The organism is Mycobacterium sp. 852002-53434_SCH5985345, from assembly GCF_001667155.1.
In the GTDB taxonomy this organism is placed as follows: Bacteria; Actinomycetota; Actinomycetes; order Mycobacteriales; family Mycobacteriaceae; genus Mycobacterium.
On the sequence record NZ_LZIE01000080.1, the window covers coordinates 70,544 to 87,554 of the forward strand.

Here is a 17,011-nt window from a genome sequence, read left to right on the forward strand (position 1 = left end):
GCTAGACCTCGATCACCACGGCGCCGCCCTGGCCGCCGCCCGCGCACATGGCCGCGACGCCGATGCCGCCGCCCCGGCGGGCCAGCTCATAGGCCAGCGTGGTCACCATGCGCGCACCCGAGGCCGCGATGGGATGGCCCAGGCTGCAGCCGCTGCCGGAGAAGTTGACCTTCTCCTCGTCGATGCCGTACTCCCGGCACGCCGCGATCGGCACCGAGGCGAACGCCTCGTTGATCTCCCACAGCGCCACGTCGTTGACCGACAGACCGGCCCGCTGCAGCACCTTGCCGATGACCTTGACCGCTCCCAGGCCGGTGTCCCTGGGGGCGACACCCGCGGCCGCCCACGCCCGGACCGTGCCCATCACGTTCAGGTTCTCGGCGGCGGCGTAGTCGCGGTCGACGAGCGCCACCGCCGCGGCGGCGTCGTTGGTGCCGCTGCTGTTGCCCGCCGTGATCGAGAACCCCTCGATCTCGGGGTGCAGCACTTTGAGCGTCGCGAGCTTTTCGACGGTGGTGTCCCGGCGGGGATGCTCGTCGACGGAGAACTCCGTGACCGAACCGTCGAACTGCGTGATCTTCAGCGGGAGGATCTCGTCGAGGAACTTGCGGGCGTCCATGGCGGCAATGGCGCGCTGATGGGAGCGCGCGGCCCAGGCGTCCATCTCTTCGCGAGTGATGCCTACCGCCTGTGCGGTGTTCCAGCCGACCGTGATCGACATGTCTTTGGCCGGCGCATCGGGGGTCTCGACGTGGGTCGGCGGCATCCAGCGCTCCTCGAACTTCAGCTCGGGGCCGGGGATGCGCCAATTCGTCAGCGGCGTCATCGACAACGACTGCACCCCGCCGGCGATGAGCACACGTTCCATCCCGGAGCCGATCTGGGCCGCGGCGTTGCCGATGGCGGTCAGGCTGCCCGCGCAGTGCCGGTTCACCGACTGGCCGGGAATGTCCTCCATGCCGGTCGCGGTGGCCGCATACCGTGCCAGATCTCCACCGCCATAGTGCGATTCGGCGAAGATGATGTCGTCGATCGCGGAGGGGTCGACGCCGGACCGGCGCACCACCTCGGGAAGCACCGCGGTGATCAGCGTCTCGGGCGGGGTGTTGACGAGCGTGCCCTTGAAGGAGCGGCCGATCGCCGTCCGAACCGCTCCGACAATGACGGGTGTAGCCATGTTCTCAACCTCGAAGGGTCTGGCTGCGATGGGCAGCGCGGATGTCAGCAGATAACGCAAATCGTAACAAATACCGTATGGCCAATAGTAAACGGCCTAAGTTCACCTGGACCGGGTGGACGAAGAGAGCTGACCGGTCGATCTTCACGAACAGGACACAATGGGCCCATGACAACCAGATCAGCCGCCGGCCGTGACACCACCCAACTGGCCGCGTACCGGGTCGCGGCGATGCTCATCGGCGTGGGGACGCTTCACTTCGTGGCGCCCAAACCGTTCGACACCATCGTTCCCGCCGAGCTGCCCGGAAGCGCACGGTTCTACACCTATGCGTCGGGTGTGGCCGAGGTGGGGGTCGGGGCGGCGTTACTGCCGCGACGCACCCAGCGATTGGCCGCGCTAGCGGCGGCCGTGTTGTTCATCGGGGTGTTCCCGGCAAACGTCAACATGTGCCGGTTGTGGTGGAACAAGCCCTGGCCGATGCGGATCGCCGCTCTGGCCCGGCTGCCCCTGCAGATCCCCATGATCACCACCGCGCTCAAGATCAGCCGCAACAGCTGACTCCCACGGCGGGCACATCTGCCGCAGCCGTGCCTGCCGGAGGGGATGCTCGGAGTGCCCCGCCTCTCAGCGACTATGCGCGCGGGGCGGCTCCACGTTCCATCGCCCGGTGTTGTCGCTCGGAGGCGGGCAATTTGTGCGGCTCCCGGCGCGGGGGCTGGTGTGGCCGGTGTGAACGGTGAGAGGTCGGCACACCCGATCCCTAGGCGCGGCACTCGCCGGTCGCCGCACTCGAATCAACTGTGGGGCAAAAAGAATACAGTTCTTCCAATGCGCGCTGATAGCTTGGCACCGGCGCCTGAGCCGGAAGATCCACATCGGTTCCACTGGCGCAGCGGAAACAATGAGTCGCTCGCAGAAAGACAACCATGGATTCAGCCCGAGCAAATATCGAACTTCTCAAAGCCTGGTTGGACGCCCACAACCGCGGTGACATCACCGCACTCGACTACATGTCCAACGATGTCGAGATCGTGGAAATGCCAACCGGGGTCGTCTGGCGCGGCCGGCAGGACATGGAGAACCTCGCCCGATTGGCCTATTCCCGCAAGAGTCACAAGAGACTGACTCACATCTTTGCCACCGAGACGGCTGCGTGCATGGAATACGTCACCGTGGTGTCGATGGCGGGCGAGGTGAGCCCGTTCGAGAAGGAATGGGGTCTGCACGGAATCGATATTTCGCGTGCTGAACCGACAAGCGACGTGTTCGAACTGCCGGTTTGCTTCGTATGCGAAATCAAGGAAGGCAGAATTCACCGCGCACGGGAATACTGGGACGCCGCCAGCGCGTCGCGTCAGCTGGGTGTGCATGAGCAGCAAGACAATTCAGGCCACTGACGAAGCAGTAGCCGCACCCGTCATCCGCTGAGGTCGACCGAACGCCCGAGGAACGCCATGAGCCGGGCCGTCGGCGTCGCATCCGCCGGCGCGGCTTGGGCCGGACCGAAGCCACCTGGTCGCCGCAACATCTGTTCCGGGGCCGATTCCACCAGCCCACGGCCCAGCGCGAGCAGGTCCTCGGGCAGCTCGATCAGCCGCCCTTGTGAGCGATGGATGTCCCAGGCGTGCATGGCCAAGTCCGAGACGGGATAGGTCAGCGCCCGATGCAACGGAACCTCACCTTCCGGCGATGTCCGCATCCCGTCGAAGTCGGCTTCCGGCAGGGCGTCTCGTAGCCGCGTCGCCAGCTCACGAAGGCGCGCCGCCGGGTCGTCGCACATCCAGTCGGAAGGCTGCGAGGGACCTCCCCAGATCTCGCCGTCCTCCACGAGGGTCACGACTTTCGCTGCGCTGCCGGTGACGTGACCTACCAGCTCGCGCAGGCTCCACCCCTCGAGATTGGATGGCTGGTCCCAGCTGTCCGGTGAAATGTGGTCGACGGCATCGATGAGTAGGTCGAGCGCCTCGGTAGCCATCACGCCGAGCCCGGAGGTCGTGTTGTCCATTCAGCCTCCTAAAGTTCAACGGGAAAACTTCCGCTACCGTCGGCCGCGTACCGTCCAGAAGTCTAGGGTCGCAAGTCACACGGGAGGGCCGCTTGGGCAAGACAGATATCGCAGCGGTTCTCGCGGTCGCCGCCGCCCTGATGGTTGGCATCGGAGACGTCATCCAGCAGCGATCCGCCCAGCAGGTCACCGACAAACCGGTTGGCACCCTCGCGCTATTTCGCCGGTTGCTTCGCGATCGCCAATGGTGGACGGGCAGTCTGGTGGCCGGCGCGGGATTCGGGTTTCAGGCCGCCGCGCTGGGCCTGGGTTCGGTGGTGCTCGTACAGGCCCTGTTGGTGACGTCGCTGCTGTTCGCGCTGCTCATCAGCGCGCGAGCGAACCACCGGAGAATCACTGTGCGGCAAGGGATTTGGGCCGTATTGCTGGCAGCCGCGGTTGCGGTGGTGGTGACGGTCGGCGACCCGCAGGAGGGAACGCCGCGAGGGTCGGTGCATACGTGGACCATCGTGGCGTTGGTCATGGGCCCCGCGCTGATCCTGTGCGTCGCGGGCGCGCGCATGTTCCCGGGCGGGGTCGGCGCGCTGTTGCTGGGCCTGATGTCCGGCTCGCTGTGGGGATTGTTTTCGGTGTTGACCAAGGGCGTGGTCGACCAACTCGACCACGGCATCCCGGCGTTGCTGCGCATACCCGAGCTGTACGTGTGGGTGGTGGTGGCGATCGCGGCCACGGCCTGGGAACAATCGGCGTTTCGGGCCGGCCCGCTCACCGCATCGCTTCCTGCGGTCACCGTCGCCGAGCCGGTCGTCGGATCGGTGCTCGGTGTCACCGTGCTGGGCGAGACGCTGCGAACCAACGACGTCGGCCTAGTCGCGCTCGGGGTATCGGTCACCGTCATGGCCGCGGCGGTGATCGCGCTGGCGCACAGCCAGGCCACCGGCGCCCCGCCAGCCGACGAAAAGCCTGCGGTATCAGCCTGATCGGCCGCGCGAGCCGACTCGGTGCGCCGTGCCGTCCGGATCGACATAGGCGAATTCGCGCAAGCCATAGGGCGTGTCCTGCGGTGGGATCAGGCGGCCATCGAGGCCTTCCAGTGCCGCCCACTCCGCATAGATGGCATCGGCATCGCTGACGTAGAGGTACACGCTGGCGGCGGTGCGCAGCGGGTCGTGCTCATCCCATTCGGTGAGGTGGATCGACACTGATCCACGTTCGACGAAGCCGTAACGATCCGGTCCGTCGTATCGGCGCGCATCGAAGCCGAGTCGTCGATAGCGATCCAGGGCGGCGTCCAAATTTAGGACCGGGACGATCGGCGCTACCGATGTGAAGTCGACTGCGGTCATACCGCGAAGATAGCGTTCGGCACTGAACTTGCCCAAGACAATCGGCAGCTGTCGTACGCTTCATTCGCGAATAACTGCTGAATAGGACGACGCGCGGGGGGTGCGCGAATGCTTGATAGCCGAATCAAGTAGGAAGGCACTCGATATGCGCCAGCTGACCAAGGCGCTTGCTAGTGCGGCCATTGGAATGCTGGTCGCCGGCTGCGGCAACAATGACGGCGGCGGCGCTGCCTCGTCATCCGCCATCACCAGCACCAGGGCGTTGTCGTCTAATGCTCCCCTGACGAAGGCCCAGCTGCCCGACCTGATGCTCAGCCCGAGCGAAATCGACACCGCGCTGGGCGTCACCGGAACATCGAGTGACCCACCGAAAACCGCGCTGGAAGAAGACACCGTAAAGCGCACCAATTACACCCTTCCCGCCGAATGCAAGTACGCCATCCACGCGGCACTGGAACCCGTTTATGCGGACAGCGGTTACACGGCGGTTTACGGCTACCACGACCTTGCACCCGCTCCCCCGGGTGCGAATGACCTGGAAAGCCCTGACGTGTATCAGTTTGTCGTGTTGTTCCCGTCGCCCGACCAAGCGAACGCGTTTTTCACCACCTCGTCGCAGCAATGGCCCGCGTGCGCCAACCGGTCGGACACCGTACCCGCCGATGACACCCATCCCGAACTTCAGTGGAAGGTGGGACCGGTCGCCAACGCCAACGGGGTTCTGAGCGAAACCGTGACCCTGACCGTCAACCGAAACGGCGTGAATGTCACCGTGCCCTGCCAGCGGGCGCTGACCGTCCGCAACAACGTCGTCATCGACGTCGACGCGTGCCGCAAGGACGCGGGCGACCTTGGCGTCAGCCTCGCCAATCAGATCGCCGGGAAAGTCGGCAAGCAATAGGACCTCACTGGCCGCCCGCCGTTTACCTCCCGGCGGTAGCTACTCGCCGGGACCGCGGCGTACGATCTTGCGGCCGGTCAAGCGACGCCACTTGCGCCACCACCGATCCTGGCGGTAAGCCGTAGCTGCACACAATGTCGCGGGCCGGTTTCGTGCAGTCTGCTCGAAGGGTCGGTCGCGGGGTGTCGAGGAGGAGCGAATGAGCGCATCGGAGACGGGGGCGGCCCAACGCAGCGAGGAGCGGCCGGTGATTCACCTTTCGCAATTGCTGCGCGCGCCGGTGCTGGCCCGCGCCGGGGAAACCGTCGGCCGGGTCGAAGACGTGATCGTCCGGCTGCGGGGCGCCGACGAGTATCCACTGGTGACCGGGATCGTTGCCGGGGTCGGCGGTCGGCGTGTGTTCATCGGCGACAAGTCCATCGACGAGTACACCGCGGACCGAGTTCTGTTGACCAAGAACAAGGTTGACCTTCGCGGCTTCGAGCGCCGCGACGGCGAGGTGCTGTTGCGCGCCGATGTGTTGGGCCACCGGTTGATCGACGTGGCCAACGTGGAGCTGATACGCGCCTACGACGTGGAGCTGGAAGACATCGGCGGCGGATGGATGCTGACGCGCGTGGACACCCGACGGCCACCACGATTGTTCGGGCTGATCAAGCAGTCCGGTGGGCACGCTGCTCGGGATTGGAAGGCGTTCGAACCGCTGATCGGCGACGCACGTTCCGACGCGGTGCGGCGCCTGTCGGACCGGTTCGGCGAGTTCAAAGCCGCCGAGATCGCCGACCTTCTCGAGGAGGCGGACAAGGCCGAGGGCGGCGAGATCCTCGACCGGGTGCGCAGCGATCCCGAACTGGAGGCCGACGTGTTCGAAGAACTGGAGCCGGAAAAGGCCAGCCGACTCCTCGACGGCATGCCCGACAACGAGGTCGCCGCGCTGCTGGGCCGGATGCGCGCCGACGATGCCGCGGACGCGATCGCCGACCTGCGCCAGTCGCGGCGCCGGCGGGTGCTGGACATGATGCCGGGCCCGCAACGCACCAAGGTCATCACCTTGATGGGCTTCAATCCCGAAAGCGCCGGCGGGCTGATGAACGTCGACTTCGTATCGGCCGCCGCCACCACGACGGCGGCCGAGGCGTTGGGCGTGATCACCACCGCCAGCGCCATACAGCCGGAGGCGCTTATCAAACTGCATGTGCTCGACGGGGAGGGACGGCTCGACGGCGTGGTCTCGGTGATCACGCTGTTGCAGGCCCCGTCCGGTGAAACCCTTGAGCGGCTAATGGATTCGGACCCGGTGCGGGTCACCGCCGATGCCGACCTGACGGACGTCGCGCTATTGATGGCCGACTTCAACCTCTACTCCATCCCGGTGGTAGACGAACAGGACCGCGTGCTCGGGGTGGTCACCGTCGACGACGTACTCGAGGCGACGATCCCTGAAGACTGGCGCCGGCGTGAGCCCGCTCCGCGCCCCGTCCGCGAGCTCGCCCAACCCGGTGACCCCAATGCGCGCGTGCCGGGAGGTAACGGGCCGTGACGTCAGGTCGCGAAGAGACGGCCCACAGCGCGGTGCTCGACACCGCGCACCTGGGCGATATCGAGGGCGCGTTCGGACGGATCAGCGTCGGCGAAACCGAGCACGCACGCACGTGGAAGACACGGTTGCTGACCCTGCTGGCGATCGTCGGTCCGGGAATCATCGTGATGGTCGGCGACAACGACGCCGGCGGCGTGGCCACCTACGCCCAGGCCGGGCAGAACTACGGCTACTCCCTGCTGTGGGTGCTACTGCTGTTGATACCCGTGCTGATCGTCAACCAGGAAATGGTGGTTCGGCTCGGGGCGGTCACGGGCGTCGGACACGCGCGGTTGATCAACGAGCGCTTCGGCCGCGGCTGGGGCTGGTTCTCGGTGGGCGACCTGTTCTTGCTGAACTTCTTGACGATCGTCACCGAGTTCATCGGTATCAGCCTGGCCGCCGAGTACATCGGCGTCTCCAAATACGTGGTGGTGCCGGTGTCGGCGGTGGCACTGGTCGCGATCATGGCAAGCGGAAGCTTCCGGCGCTGGGAGCGCGCCATGTTCGTCTTCATCGCCGTCACCCTGCTACAGATCCCGATGCTGCTGATGTCTCACCCGCAGTGGGCCCAGGCGGCGAAATCCTTCGTGATACCGCGTATTTCGGGCGGCGTGAGCTCGGACGCGGTGCTGCTCATCATCGCCATCGTGGGCACCACCGTGGCGCCCTGGCAGCTGTTTTTCCAGCAGTCCAACGTTGTCGACAAGCGCATCACCCCGCGTTTCATCGGCTACGAACGCGCCGATACCGTGCTGGGCGCCTTCGTCGTCGTCATCGGCGCGGCCGCGCTGGTGATGACCGGCGAATGGGCGGCACGTTCCACCAACACCATCGGCGGTTTCATCGACGCCGGCGCCACCGCCCACCTCCTTGGGGAACATCGGGGGACGCTGGGCTGGATCTTTGCGATCGTCCTGATGGACGCCTCGATCATCGGCGCCGCCGCGGTGACGCTGGCTACCAGTTACGCCTTCGGTGACGTGTTCGGCCTGAAGCACTCGCTGCACCGCGGATTCGCCGATGCCAAGCAGTTTTACCTCTCCTACACCGCCATGGTGGCGGTGGCCGCGGCCGTCGTTCTGATACCGGGTGCTCCGCTGGGTCTGATCACCACCGCCGTTCAGGCCCTTGCCGGCCTACTCCTGCCCAGTGCCAGCGTCTTTCTGCTGCTGCTGTGCAACGATCGGGAAGTGTTGGGGCCGTGGGTCAATCGCCCGTGGCTCAACGGGGTTGCCGGGTTGATCGTCGGCACGCTGCTGCTGCTGTCCGGAATCCTGATGGCCACCACCCTGTTCCCCCAACTCGATGTCCTCGCGGTGGCCGGCTACCTGGCCCTGGTCCTGATCGTCCTCGCCGCTGGGGCTGTACCCGCGCTCCGCTGGATGGCCCGGCGGCAACCCGCGGCGCCCCCGGCACCACTGCCGGCACGCGGAGTGGACCGCAATACCTGGCGCATGCCACCACTGACCCTGCTGGAGCCGGTCACCTGGTCACCGGGCACCCGTCTCGGGATGATCGCACTGCGGGGCTACCTGATCCTCGGCGCATTGCTATTGGTGGTCAAGGCAATACAGCTCAGTCACTGACCGCTTGTCGTATCCGACGGGCCACCTCGCCGTACCGCTCGAAACGCTCCGGATCACCCACGGCGTTGTAAAGCACGAGCCGCGTGGCCATTCCGGCATATTTCTCCTTCAGCGCGTCCGCCAACCCGTCCCACGACGACTCGGTGGCAAAGACCGCGATGTGCTCGTCGCTGACCTGGGCCGCCATCCCCGCGAAGTTCCCGGCCTTCTGCTTCTCGCGAATCCGGGCGGTCGTGCCCTCGAACCCGGCCTGGTCCCAGATGAACGCGTAATTCGGTGTGCTGCCGTAGAAGGCCATGCTGGCTCGCACCACTTCGCGTTGCTTGTGGAGCTCTTCGTCGCTGTCGCCGACGATGGTCATCACCGGGACGATCACGGCGAGGTCCGACGGCGAGCGTCCCGCCTTCGCCGCTCCGTCGGCGACGTTCGGCAGGACGTGACGGGCGATGTAGCCGGGCTCGCCGATCGGGTGCACGTGCACCCCGTCGGCCACTTCGCCCGCCATCCGCAGCATCCACGGATTGACCGCTGCGACATCGACTTTCGGATCGGGCGCCTCGATGGGACCCGGGCTCCATTGCGGGGTGATGAAGTCGAGGTCATAGAAATCGCCGTGGTGCTCGAGCGTCCCGGATCTAAACGCCGCGAAGCACGCCTTGACGGCGAACAAGTAGTCGCGCAGCCGGGGGCCGGGCCGCTCGAACGCCACGCCGTAGCGCCGGACGACGTGGGTGCGCACCTGGGTGCCCAGGCCCAGCCGGAAGTTTCCGCCGGTCGCCTCCTGAAGCTCCCACGCCGTGGCTGCCGTGACGAAGGGGCTGCGCGGGAACGCCACCGCCACGCCCGTGGACAACTCGAGGCCCGGAGCGGCCTGCGACGCCACGGCGGCGTTGAGGTAGGCCGTGCGCCCCGTCTCGGTGAACAGCAAACCGGAGAATCCGGCCGATTGCGTGCGCCGGGCCAAGTCGCCGATCTGGTGTAGCGGCTGAGGGACCGTCATCGCGTCGACGTGCATTCCTCGGAGCCTACGTGGGGCCGAGCGCTGTGCGGGCCGCGGGACAACCGCGCCGCCGATATCCGCCTCTTGCTGGGCGGCCGGTTCACAGTGTTAGCTCTGTAGACAACAGCAACCACATCGGTTTCGCTAATAGGAGGATTTCGAACATGCTTCGTGGATTGGTCATGGCCGGAGCAATCGCAGTGGGAATTGCCCTGGCTCCCCCGGCCCTGGCCGCCCCGTCGACGACGACAACCACGACGACGACCTCACCGACGACGGGTGGCAGCGTTTACTACCCGAACTGCAAAGCGGCGTGCGCCGCCGGCGCCGCCCCGATCTACGCGGGGCAGCCGGGATACCGGGCGCCGCTCGATCGTGACGGCGACGGCATCGCGTGCGAAGTCTGCCACTGACGCTGCGGCGCTCGACGTCCGTGCCCACGGTGCGAAGGCTCGCCGTCATCTCGATCGCCTGGGCCGGTCTCCTGGCGTGCGGGTCGCAGCACGCCGCACCGCCCAACGCCTCGGGTTCGGGCGCCACAACGTCGTCGACGCCTCCGAGCTCGAGCGCATCTAGAGCGGTCGCCCCGCCCGCGACCACCACCACGCCGGCGTGCGTCGGGTTATCGATATGCCCGCCACCGCCGCCGGATGCCGAGGGAAACCCGGCGTGCTACTACGCCGACGGGTGGCGCGCCGACTCCTCAGGTGCCGGGATCGAGGTGTGGTACTTCCGTGACCCGAAAGACCCGTCCCAGCAGGCCAAGATCACGGCGCTGGTGCGCAAGAAGGATGGGACCAACGAATCCCAGGACGCCGACATCGCCGCCGACCAACAAGTGCATCGGTTCGGGTTCCCCAGCGTCGCGCCGGCGGCGGTGCAAGAGGTCTTGCTCAGCAGCGTCAGCGGCCGCTGCTTCGTCATCGGCGGCTGACGCCCGCGTGCTCAACGTCTCGGGGGACGGTGGCTCACTGGAGCCGTAAAGCCTTGGGTGTCGTCGAAGTGGGCCCACTGCCCGTCGTCGTTGACCTCCATGCGCCAACCCAGCTCGGTACTGCCGCCAATCGAGTGGGTGAACCAGGCGTGCGCGGACTCCGCGCTGGCAAAATCCTTCGTCGCGATGACCCGCCCACGTGGGTCGATGACGCGAAACTCAGCCATGGGATGTGATTATCCCTGCCAGCGGCTTTTCAATCGAGCTAATCGCCCATTTGCCGACACAGCCGACAGCGAACGGTGTTCTCGCGGATCTGGCAAATCCCGGACTACACGGTGCGGGTCAAGCGGTCAGCCAGCAGCTCGGCGAACCTCGCCGGATCGTCGAGCGCGCCGCCTTCGGCGAGAAGTGCTGTGCCGTAAAGCAATTCGGCGGTCTCGGCGACCTCAGCAAGTGCGGCGTCGCCGTCAGCCTTCTTTTGCGCCTCGCGCAGCCCGGTCACCAGGGGATGGTTGGGGTTGAGTTCGAGGATCCGCTTGCCGACCGGGATGTCCTGCCCGGACGCACGGTAGAGCCGGGCGAGGGCGGGGGTGATTCCGAACGCGTCGGTGATCAGGCAGGCCGGCGAGTCCGTCAGGCGGCTGGAAAGCCGTACCTCCTTGACGTGCTCGCTCAACGTCTCCTTCATCCAGGTCAGCAAGTCGGCGAATTCCTTCTGCTGCTCCTCGCGCTCCGCCTCGCTCTCGTCGCCTTCGGAGCTGAGGTCCACCTCGCCCTTGGCGACCGACTGCAGCGGCTTGCCGTCGAACTCGGTCACGGTTCCCACCCAGACTTCGTCGACCGGGTCGGTGAGCAGTAGGACCTCGTAACCCTTGGCTTTGAACGCCTCGAGGTGCGGCGATTTCAGGATCTGTTGCCGCGTCTCCCCCGTGGCGAAGAAGATCTGCTCTTGGCCGTCCTTCATGCGCTCCACGTACTCGGCGAGGGTGGTGGCCTCCTCCTCGCTGTGCGTCGAGGCGAACGAGGATATTTGCAACAGGGTGTCCCGGTTGTCGAAGTCCGACAGCAGCCCCTCTTTGACGACTCTGCCGAACTGCGTCCAGAAGTTGCGGTAGTCGTCCGGCCGGTCGGACTGCAGTTCCTTGATGGTGGAGAGGACCTTCTTGGTGAGGCGCCGGCGAATCGCCTTGATCTGCCGGTCCTGCTGCAGGATTTCGCGCGACACGTTGAGCGACATGTCCTGGGCGTCGACGACGCCCTTGACGAAGCGCAGGTATTCGGGCATGAGCTGGTCGCAATCGCCCATGATGAACACCCGCTTGACGTACAGCTGAATCCCGGTCTGAGCGTCGCGGTTGAACAGGTCGAACGGCGCGTGGGACGGGATGAAGAGCAAGGCCTGGTATTCGAAGGTGCCCTCGGCCTTCATCGCGATGATTTCGAGCGGGTCATCCCAGGCGTGCGCGATGTGCTTGTAGAACTCCTGGTATTCCTCCTCGGAGACCTCTTCCTTGGGCCGCGCCCAAAGCGCCTTCATCGAGTTGAGGGTCTCGGTATCGATGACGACCTCTTCGCGGGTCTCTTCCGAGCCTTCCTCGACAGGAACCTGGATCCGCCGTTCGACCTCCATCCGGATCGGCCAGGCGATGAAGTCGGAGTACTTCTTCACCAGGCCCCGGATCTTCCACTCCGAGGTGTAGTCGTGCAGCTCGTCCTCGGCGTCCTCGGGCTTGAGGTGCAGCGTGACCGACGTTCCCTGCGGAGCGCTCTCGACGGCTTCGATGGTGTAGGTGCCCTCGCCGCTCGACTCCCATCGGGTCGCTTCGCTCTCGCCGGCCTTGCGGGTGAGCAGCTCGACCTTGTCGGCGACCATGAAGCTCGAGTAGAAACCGATGCCGAACTGACCGATCAGTTCCTCCGAGGCGGCCTCGTTCTTGGCGTCCTTTGCCTCCCTCAACTGCTGGCGCAGTTCCGCGGTGCCCGACTTGGCCAGGGTGCCGATCAGACCGACGACCTCGTCCCGCGTCATACCGATGCCGTTGTCACGGATGGTCAGCGTGCGTGCGTCCTTGTCCACCTCGACCTCGATGTGCAGGTCGGAGGTGTCCACGTCGAGGTCCTTGTTCCGGAAGGCTTCCAGCCGGAGCTTGTCCAATGCGTCGGAGGCGTTCGAGATCAACTCCCGCAGAAACGAATCCTTATTGGAATAGACGGAGTGGACCATCAGGTCCAGCAACTGTCGGGCCTCTGCCTGAAACTCCAACTGCTCGACACGCGCGTTCATCGACATTCCCTACATTTCTCCCAGGACATGACGTTTCAAATTTACCGAGGTGCGAAGCGCTCGTGTCCGGGGGTTCGCCCGTAGCGATCACGTCGGGCCTACGCTGAACAGATGTCTGTTGCTCAACGCGAACGAGCCGCCCTTGTCGACACTCTGCGCGGCGTGGGACCCGATGCGCCCACCCTCTGCGAAGGGTGGAAGACGCGGGACCTCGCCGCCCACCTCGTCATCCGCGAGTACCGGCCCGACGCCGCTCCGGGCATCGTCATCCCCTTCTTCGCCCAGCACACCGAGAAGGTCCAGGACCAGACGGCCGAGACCGAGTGGGGCGAGCTGGTGGACAAGGTCGCGTCCGGCCCGCCGGTGTACTCACCGCTCAAGCTGCTCGACGCGGTGGCCAACGTCGCCGAGATGTTCATCCATCACGAGGACGTGCGCCGCGCCCAGCCGGGCTGGAACCCGCGCGAGCTGGAGCCCGCCCTGGCCGCCAGGCTGCGCCGCACCCTGCCGCTGATGGCCCGGGTCACGCTCGCCAAGGTGCCGGGCCGGGTGGCGTTGCGCACCCCGGAGGGCAAGACGCTGCTGACTGCGGGCCGAGGCCCGGCGGTCACGGTGACCGGTGCACCTGAGGAGCTGCTGCTGTTCGCGGTCGGGCGCTCCGCTCGAGTGGAGTTCGACGGCGACGCATCCGCGGTACAGGCCGTCCGGGATGCGCCCAAAGGGCTTTAGTCGCTCGACGACCGCACCCTCAACTTTTCTCGTGACTGTCTCGATGATCAGCCGAAGGCCTCGCGAAGCTCTTTCTTGACCACCTTGCCGAATTGATTGCGCGGCAGCGCATCGACGATCACGAGGCGCTCGGGATGTTTGTAGCGGCTCAGTCCGCGTGAATGGCAGTGCCGCACCAGCGATTCCAACGACAGGCCCTCAGCCGACGCCGGCACCACCACCGCGCATACGCGCTCACCGGTGCGTGGGTCGGGGACCCCGATGACCGCGACGTCGGCGACCGCGGGATGGGTGGCCAGCACATTCTCGACTTCGAGGGCCGACACGTTCTCCGCGTTGCGGATGATCGCATCCTTGATGCGCCCGGTCACGCGGACGTTGCCGTCCTCGTCGACCAGCCCGAGATCGCCTGTGCGGAGCCAGCCGTCCTGGTCGAACGCGTCGGCGTCGAGCGTGGCGTCCGCGTACCCGAGAAAGCACTGCGGTCCCTTGAGGCGCAGCTCACCTTCCTGCCCGACGGGCAGTTCGGCTTCGTCGCCGCCGACCACCCGGACACTGACTCCCGCCGTCGGCGCGCCGACAGTGTGGTCGAGCGACTCGGGCGCGGCGCTCAGCGATGGTGAAGCCGCCACCGGGAATTCGGTGAGCCCCCACGCGTTGGCGATGCCGGGCAGGCCGAAGGCCTCGCGGATTTGGCGGCCCAGTTCGGCCGTGATCGGCGCGCCGCCGGCCAGGCAGCCGCGGAGGAAGGGAAACAGCGGCTGGTCGCCATGGGCTCGTTGGGCCTCGAGGAATCCGACGAAGAACGGGGTTGCCGTGCCGAGGAAAGTCGGTTTGTGCTCCGCGATGGAAAACGGTGTCGTCGCCGGGTCGAATACCTCAAAGAGCGCCAGCCGCATGCCGGTTCGCAGCGCGGCGGCCAGCATGACCGCCCCGCCGATGTGCGCGACCGGAAAGGCGATGGGATCGACGTCGCTGCCGGTGATGCCGATCGCGCTGACCAGTCCTGATGCGCCGGCGATCACCGATGCGTCGGTATGGCGGATTCCTTTGGGCGCCGCGGTGGTTCCCGACGAGTAATAGACCCAGCGCGCGTCGCGGGCGGACGCCGGCGGCGGCCCGAGCGCGTCCGTGGCAGCGCGGGGCAGCCGCAGCTTGCCGTCGTCCGGCGGCGTCGCCAAGTCAACGGTGATGACTTCGAAGCCCCGCGTCGCGGCCAGGTTCCGCGCCAGCGCGCCGTACTCGAATCCGCGCCAAAGTTTGGGCACCACAAGGTATTCCGAGGACAGCTGCTCGGTGATGAAGCCGACCTCGTGCTCTCGCAGTATCGGGATGATGGGATTTTGCACCGCGCCGATCCGGGCCAGCGCCGCCATGACGACCATGGTCTCGAGCGTGGTCGGCAGCTGCCAGGACACGACGGTTCCCGCGCGAATCCCGCGTTCGGTGAACGCGGCGGCGGTCGCGCAGGCGGCATCGTGGAACTCACGGGTGGTCAGGCTGCGCCCCATGTCATCGGCGAGCAGCGGCCGCGGCGAGGCCTGCGCCGCGTCGGCAATCAGCGTCCAGTAGGTGGCGTCGCTCCCGATGCTCATTCGTTCGTCGGATTGACCTGCGTCGGGCGGAATCCCGAGTGGGCTATCGCGACCGACACAGCACTGCCGATGGGCCCCTTGCGGTCGACGAGCACGGCCGACCCCGTTGCCACGCCCTCATGGCTGTAATGCGTCAACGACGCCATGCCGATATGGGGCCCTTCGGGCAGCCGGCTCAACGTGAGCGTGTAGTCGGCGTTGATGAATTGCAGACCGTTCGTGCCCCAGTTGGCAAGGGACGCCGTGATATCGGCCGCCATGGCCGCGCGGGTGAAGGCACTGAGCGGTTCGCCGTCGATGAGGCAGCGTGTCTCATAGAGCCAGGTGTATTTCGGACCGGAGGTGTCAACCCATTCGGGATCGCGATTCTGCAGTTCGGTGCCCCAGCCATAGGTGCGCATGAACAGCGTGGGTTGCGCGCCGTCCTCGATGGGTAGCGGCGGCATCTGCAGATTCGGCGACCACACCTGCCCCTCCGGCTGAGGGCCGCGCCGTAGGAACAAGGCGCTCCCCCGCGCCACGGGGACACCACGCTGGGTGAGGACCGCCTCGACGAGGCGTAGCCGCCGACGATCGTGGTGCACGGTGGTGTGCACCTCGATGGGTTCCAGCGCGGCCGGTGCGGGAAGGTCGACGGTCAGCCGCGCGGGTTGCAGTTGTGGGTCGTCGACCGCGCGTTCAACGGCCCAACCCAGCAGTCCGCCAACCACGTGCCCGCTGAGCGAGGGGCCCCACCCACCGCGCCCGATCGGATTTGGCACGAAACGGGTTTCGTCGCGCTGGAAGTACGGCGTCTGCGCCGCTGAATCAACGTCATCCGGCACGAAATTCGTTTCGGTCAATGCGCGACGCTCCGCCCAGAGTTGGGTCCCCCGTGTGGGGATGGCAACAGTTGATATTACTGTTTGAATTCCAGTCCCCCGGGCCGACCTCTCTCAGGTCAATCCCCTAGCCGAGCAAGGGTGTTGGCACCCTTAGGCGATCGCCGCACCGACCAAGTGGCCGATCACGTATGTGATCGACAACGCGAGACCACCTCCGATGACATTGCGCAGGACCGCCCGGCCCCTCGGCGCCCCACCCAAACCGGCCGATACCGCCCCGGTGAGCACCAGCGCGGCGAGTACCGCGGCCACGGTGACCGGGATTCTCCACGTCGCGGGCGGCGCCAAGATCGCGATCAACGGCAGGAGGGCGCCGACTGCGAACGACAGCGCCGAGGAAGACGCGGCCTGCCACGGGTTGGTCAGCTCCTCGGGATTGATACCGAGTTCGACTTCGGCATGGGCGAGGAGCGGATTGTGGTCAGTGAGTTCCTCGGCCACGGTGCGCGCGGTCGCGGCGTTCAGGCCTTTGGCTTCGTACAGGGCGGCAAGCTCGTCCAACTCGGCGGCCGGATCGTCACGCAGCTCCTGGCGCTCCTTGTGCAACAGCGCCTTCTCGGTGTCACGCTGGGTGCTCACCGACACGTATTCGCCCAGCGCCATCGACACGGCCCCGGCGACCAGTCCGGCGGTGCCGGCGGTCAATACCGGAGCGCGTTCCACCGTCGCGGCCGCGACTCCCACCACGATGCCCGCCGTCGAGACGATTCCGTCGTTGGCGCCCAGGACTCCGGCGCGCAACCAATTCAATTTCGATGACACCGAACCCGAATGCGGTTCGGACGGATGCGGATGCGACGGACTCGACACGGCCGCAACGATATACATCAAAGACCCGCTCGACTAGGAAACGTAGCCTTTCCAAAGCGGCTACCAGCCTCTCGGCCTCGCCGGGTCTCCTGAAGGCGGCCGTGTCAAGCCGGCGTCGATCCGCGACACGTAAACGTCTGCGGCGACACGCCGTCGCGGGTCGCAGTGGTTT

The 17,011-nt window shown here is 66.3% G+C and carries 18 protein-coding genes; 9 read left to right on the forward strand and 9 right to left on the reverse strand.

Annotation, left to right across the window (positions count from 1 at the left end):
- Position 1: 1 nt before the first annotated feature.
- Positions 2 to 1,177, reverse strand: a complete 1,176-nt coding sequence (locus A5756_RS20890) for a thiolase family protein (protein WP_066957010.1) — start codon at positions 1,175 to 1,177, stop codon at positions 2 to 4.
- Between the two features lie 168 nt (positions 1,178 to 1,345).
- Between A5756_RS20890 and A5756_RS20895 the strand changes: the two genes are divergently transcribed.
- On the forward strand, positions 1,346 to 1,738 hold the full coding sequence (locus tag A5756_RS20895) for a hypothetical protein (protein ID WP_066956929.1): 393 nt from the start codon (positions 1,346 to 1,348) through the stop codon (positions 1,736 to 1,738).
- 368 nt (positions 1,739 to 2,106) lie between these two features.
- Positions 2,107 to 2,577 (forward strand): nuclear transport factor 2 family protein, encoded by a 471-nt coding sequence (locus A5756_RS20900; RefSeq protein WP_156659731.1) that lies wholly within the window; start codon positions 2,107 to 2,109, stop codon positions 2,575 to 2,577.
- A gap of 20 nt (positions 2,578 to 2,597) precedes the next feature.
- Here the strand turns inward: A5756_RS20900 and A5756_RS20905 are convergent, their stop codons facing one another.
- Entirely contained in the window at positions 2,598 to 3,185 is a 588-nt protein-coding gene (locus tag A5756_RS20905; RefSeq protein ID WP_066956934.1) for a TIGR03086 family metal-binding protein, read from the reverse strand.
- A 92-nt stretch (positions 3,186 to 3,277) separates the two neighbouring features.
- Here A5756_RS20905 and A5756_RS20910 point away from each other — a divergent pair, with 92 nt between their 5' ends.
- Positions 3,278 to 4,165 carry a DMT family transporter gene (locus A5756_RS20910; RefSeq protein WP_066956937.1) on the forward strand — a complete coding sequence of 296 codons (888 nt, stop codon included), beginning with the start codon at positions 3,278 to 3,280 and terminating at the stop codon, positions 4,163 to 4,165.
- Here A5756_RS20910 and A5756_RS20915 read toward each other — a convergent pair.
- Positions 4,157 to 4,531 (reverse strand): VOC family protein, encoded by a 375-nt coding sequence (locus tag A5756_RS20915; protein ID WP_066957013.1) that lies wholly within the window; start codon positions 4,529 to 4,531, stop codon positions 4,157 to 4,159. The genes A5756_RS20910 and A5756_RS20915 overlap by 9 nt on opposite strands.
- Positions 4,532 to 4,676: 145 nt before the next feature.
- Between A5756_RS20915 and A5756_RS20920 the strand changes: the two genes are divergently transcribed.
- From A5756_RS20920 to A5756_RS20930, 3 genes are all read left to right on the forward strand, one after another.
- Positions 4,677 to 5,432, forward strand: a complete 756-nt coding sequence (locus A5756_RS20920; protein ID WP_066956940.1) for a sensor domain-containing protein — start codon at positions 4,677 to 4,679, stop codon at positions 5,430 to 5,432.
- 199 nt (positions 5,433 to 5,631) lie between these two features.
- Entirely contained in the window at positions 5,632 to 6,972 is a 1,341-nt protein-coding gene (locus tag A5756_RS20925; protein WP_066956944.1) for a magnesium transporter MgtE N-terminal domain-containing protein, read from the forward strand.
- On the forward strand, positions 6,969 to 8,600 hold the full coding sequence (locus A5756_RS20930) for an Nramp family divalent metal transporter (protein ID WP_066956947.1): 1,632 nt from the start codon (positions 6,969 to 6,971) through the stop codon (positions 8,598 to 8,600). Before A5756_RS20925 ends, A5756_RS20930 begins: the two co-directional genes overlap by 4 nt.
- Here A5756_RS20930 and A5756_RS20935 read toward each other — a convergent pair.
- A complete protein-coding gene (locus A5756_RS20935; protein WP_066956949.1) occupies positions 8,590 to 9,615 on the reverse strand; it encodes a TIGR03617 family F420-dependent LLM class oxidoreductase in 1,026 nt (341 codons plus the stop codon). The two genes, A5756_RS20930 and A5756_RS20935, sit on opposite strands and share 11 nt — an antisense overlap.
- Positions 9,616 to 9,782: 167 nt before the next feature.
- Between A5756_RS20935 and A5756_RS26745 the strand changes: the two genes are divergently transcribed.
- Together A5756_RS26745 and A5756_RS20945 are read left to right on the forward strand one after the other, a co-directional pair.
- On the forward strand, positions 9,783 to 10,013 hold the full coding sequence (locus A5756_RS26745; RefSeq protein ID WP_066956952.1) for an excalibur calcium-binding domain-containing protein: 231 nt from the start codon (positions 9,783 to 9,785) through the stop codon (positions 10,011 to 10,013).
- A complete protein-coding gene (locus A5756_RS20945) occupies positions 9,995 to 10,534 on the forward strand; it encodes a hypothetical protein (RefSeq protein WP_232005381.1) in 540 nt (179 codons plus the stop codon). The genes A5756_RS26745 and A5756_RS20945 overlap by 19 nt, the downstream gene beginning before the upstream one ends.
- Positions 10,535 to 10,545: 11 nt before the next feature.
- Here A5756_RS20945 and A5756_RS20950 read toward each other — a convergent pair whose 3' ends face one another.
- Together A5756_RS20950 and htpG are read right to left on the reverse strand one after the other, a co-directional pair.
- Positions 10,546 to 10,761: a hypothetical protein gene (locus A5756_RS20950; RefSeq protein ID WP_066956957.1), complete on the reverse strand. Its 216-nt coding sequence runs from the start codon at positions 10,759 to 10,761 to the stop codon at positions 10,546 to 10,548.
- Positions 10,762 to 10,865: 104 nt separating this feature from the next.
- Positions 10,866 to 12,821, reverse strand: coding sequence for a molecular chaperone HtpG (htpG, locus tag A5756_RS20955; protein ID WP_066957016.1), 1,956 nt, complete (start codon positions 12,819 to 12,821; stop codon positions 10,866 to 10,868).
- 111 nt (positions 12,822 to 12,932) lie between these two features.
- Between htpG and A5756_RS20960 the strand changes: the two genes are divergently transcribed.
- Positions 12,933 to 13,550 carry a TIGR03085 family metal-binding protein gene (locus A5756_RS20960; protein WP_066956959.1) on the forward strand — a complete coding sequence of 206 codons (618 nt, stop codon included), beginning with the start codon at positions 12,933 to 12,935 and terminating at the stop codon, positions 13,548 to 13,550.
- A gap of 47 nt (positions 13,551 to 13,597) precedes the next feature.
- Here the strand turns inward: A5756_RS20960 and A5756_RS20965 are convergent, their stop codons facing one another.
- The 3 genes from A5756_RS20965 to A5756_RS20975 form a co-directional block, all read right to left on the reverse strand.
- A complete protein-coding gene (locus A5756_RS20965) occupies positions 13,598 to 15,145 on the reverse strand; it encodes a class I adenylate-forming enzyme family protein (RefSeq protein ID WP_066956962.1) in 1,548 nt (515 codons plus the stop codon).
- On the reverse strand, positions 15,142 to 15,987 hold the full coding sequence (locus tag A5756_RS20970; RefSeq protein ID WP_066956965.1) for an acyl-CoA thioesterase domain-containing protein: 846 nt from the start codon (positions 15,985 to 15,987) through the stop codon (positions 15,142 to 15,144). Before A5756_RS20970 ends, A5756_RS20965 begins: the two co-directional genes overlap by 4 nt.
- 132 nt (positions 15,988 to 16,119) lie before the next feature.
- On the reverse strand, positions 16,120 to 16,857 hold the full coding sequence (locus A5756_RS20975; protein WP_197505434.1) for a VIT family protein: 738 nt from the start codon (positions 16,855 to 16,857) through the stop codon (positions 16,120 to 16,122).
- Between the last annotated feature and the right edge of the window lie 154 nt (positions 16,858 to 17,011).

Coding starts and splice junctions, on each gene's coding strand:
- A5756_RS20950 (WP_066956957.1), bottom strand. CDS start 10,761: ATGGCTGAGTTTCGCGTCATCGACCCACGTGGGCGGGTCATCGCGACG.
- A5756_RS20975 (WP_197505434.1), bottom strand. CDS start 16,857: ATGTATATCGTTGCGGCCGTGTCGAGTCCGTCGCATCCGCATCCGTCC.
- A5756_RS20925 (WP_066956944.1), top strand. CDS start 5,632: ATGAGCGCATCGGAGACGGGGGCGGCCCAACGCAGCGAGGAGCGGCCG.
- A5756_RS20935 (WP_066956949.1), bottom strand. CDS start 9,615: ATGCACGTCGACGCGATGACGGTCCCTCAGCCGCTACACCAGATCGGC.
- A5756_RS20915 (WP_066957013.1), bottom strand. CDS start 4,531: ATGACCGCAGTCGACTTCACATCGGTAGCGCCGATCGTCCCGGTCCTA.
- A5756_RS20900 (WP_156659731.1), top strand. CDS start 2,107: ATGGATTCAGCCCGAGCAAATATCGAACTTCTCAAAGCCTGGTTGGAC.
- htpG (WP_066957016.1), bottom strand. CDS start 12,821: ATGAACGCGCGTGTCGAGCAGTTGGAGTTTCAGGCAGAGGCCCGACAG.
- A5756_RS20920 (WP_066956940.1), top strand. CDS start 4,677: ATGCGCCAGCTGACCAAGGCGCTTGCTAGTGCGGCCATTGGAATGCTG.
- A5756_RS20965 (WP_066956962.1), bottom strand. CDS start 15,145: ATGAGCATCGGGAGCGACGCCACCTACTGGACGCTGATTGCCGACGCG.
- A5756_RS20960 (WP_066956959.1), top strand. CDS start 12,933: ATGTCTGTTGCTCAACGCGAACGAGCCGCCCTTGTCGACACTCTGCGC.
- A5756_RS20890 (WP_066957010.1), bottom strand. CDS start 1,177: ATGGCTACACCCGTCATTGTCGGAGCGGTTCGGACGGCGATCGGCCGC.
- A5756_RS26745 (WP_066956952.1), top strand. CDS start 9,783: ATGGCCGGAGCAATCGCAGTGGGAATTGCCCTGGCTCCCCCGGCCCTG.
- A5756_RS20905 (WP_066956934.1), bottom strand. CDS start 3,185: ATGGACAACACGACCTCCGGGCTCGGCGTGATGGCTACCGAGGCGCTC.
- A5756_RS20895 (WP_066956929.1), top strand. CDS start 1,346: ATGACAACCAGATCAGCCGCCGGCCGTGACACCACCCAACTGGCCGCG.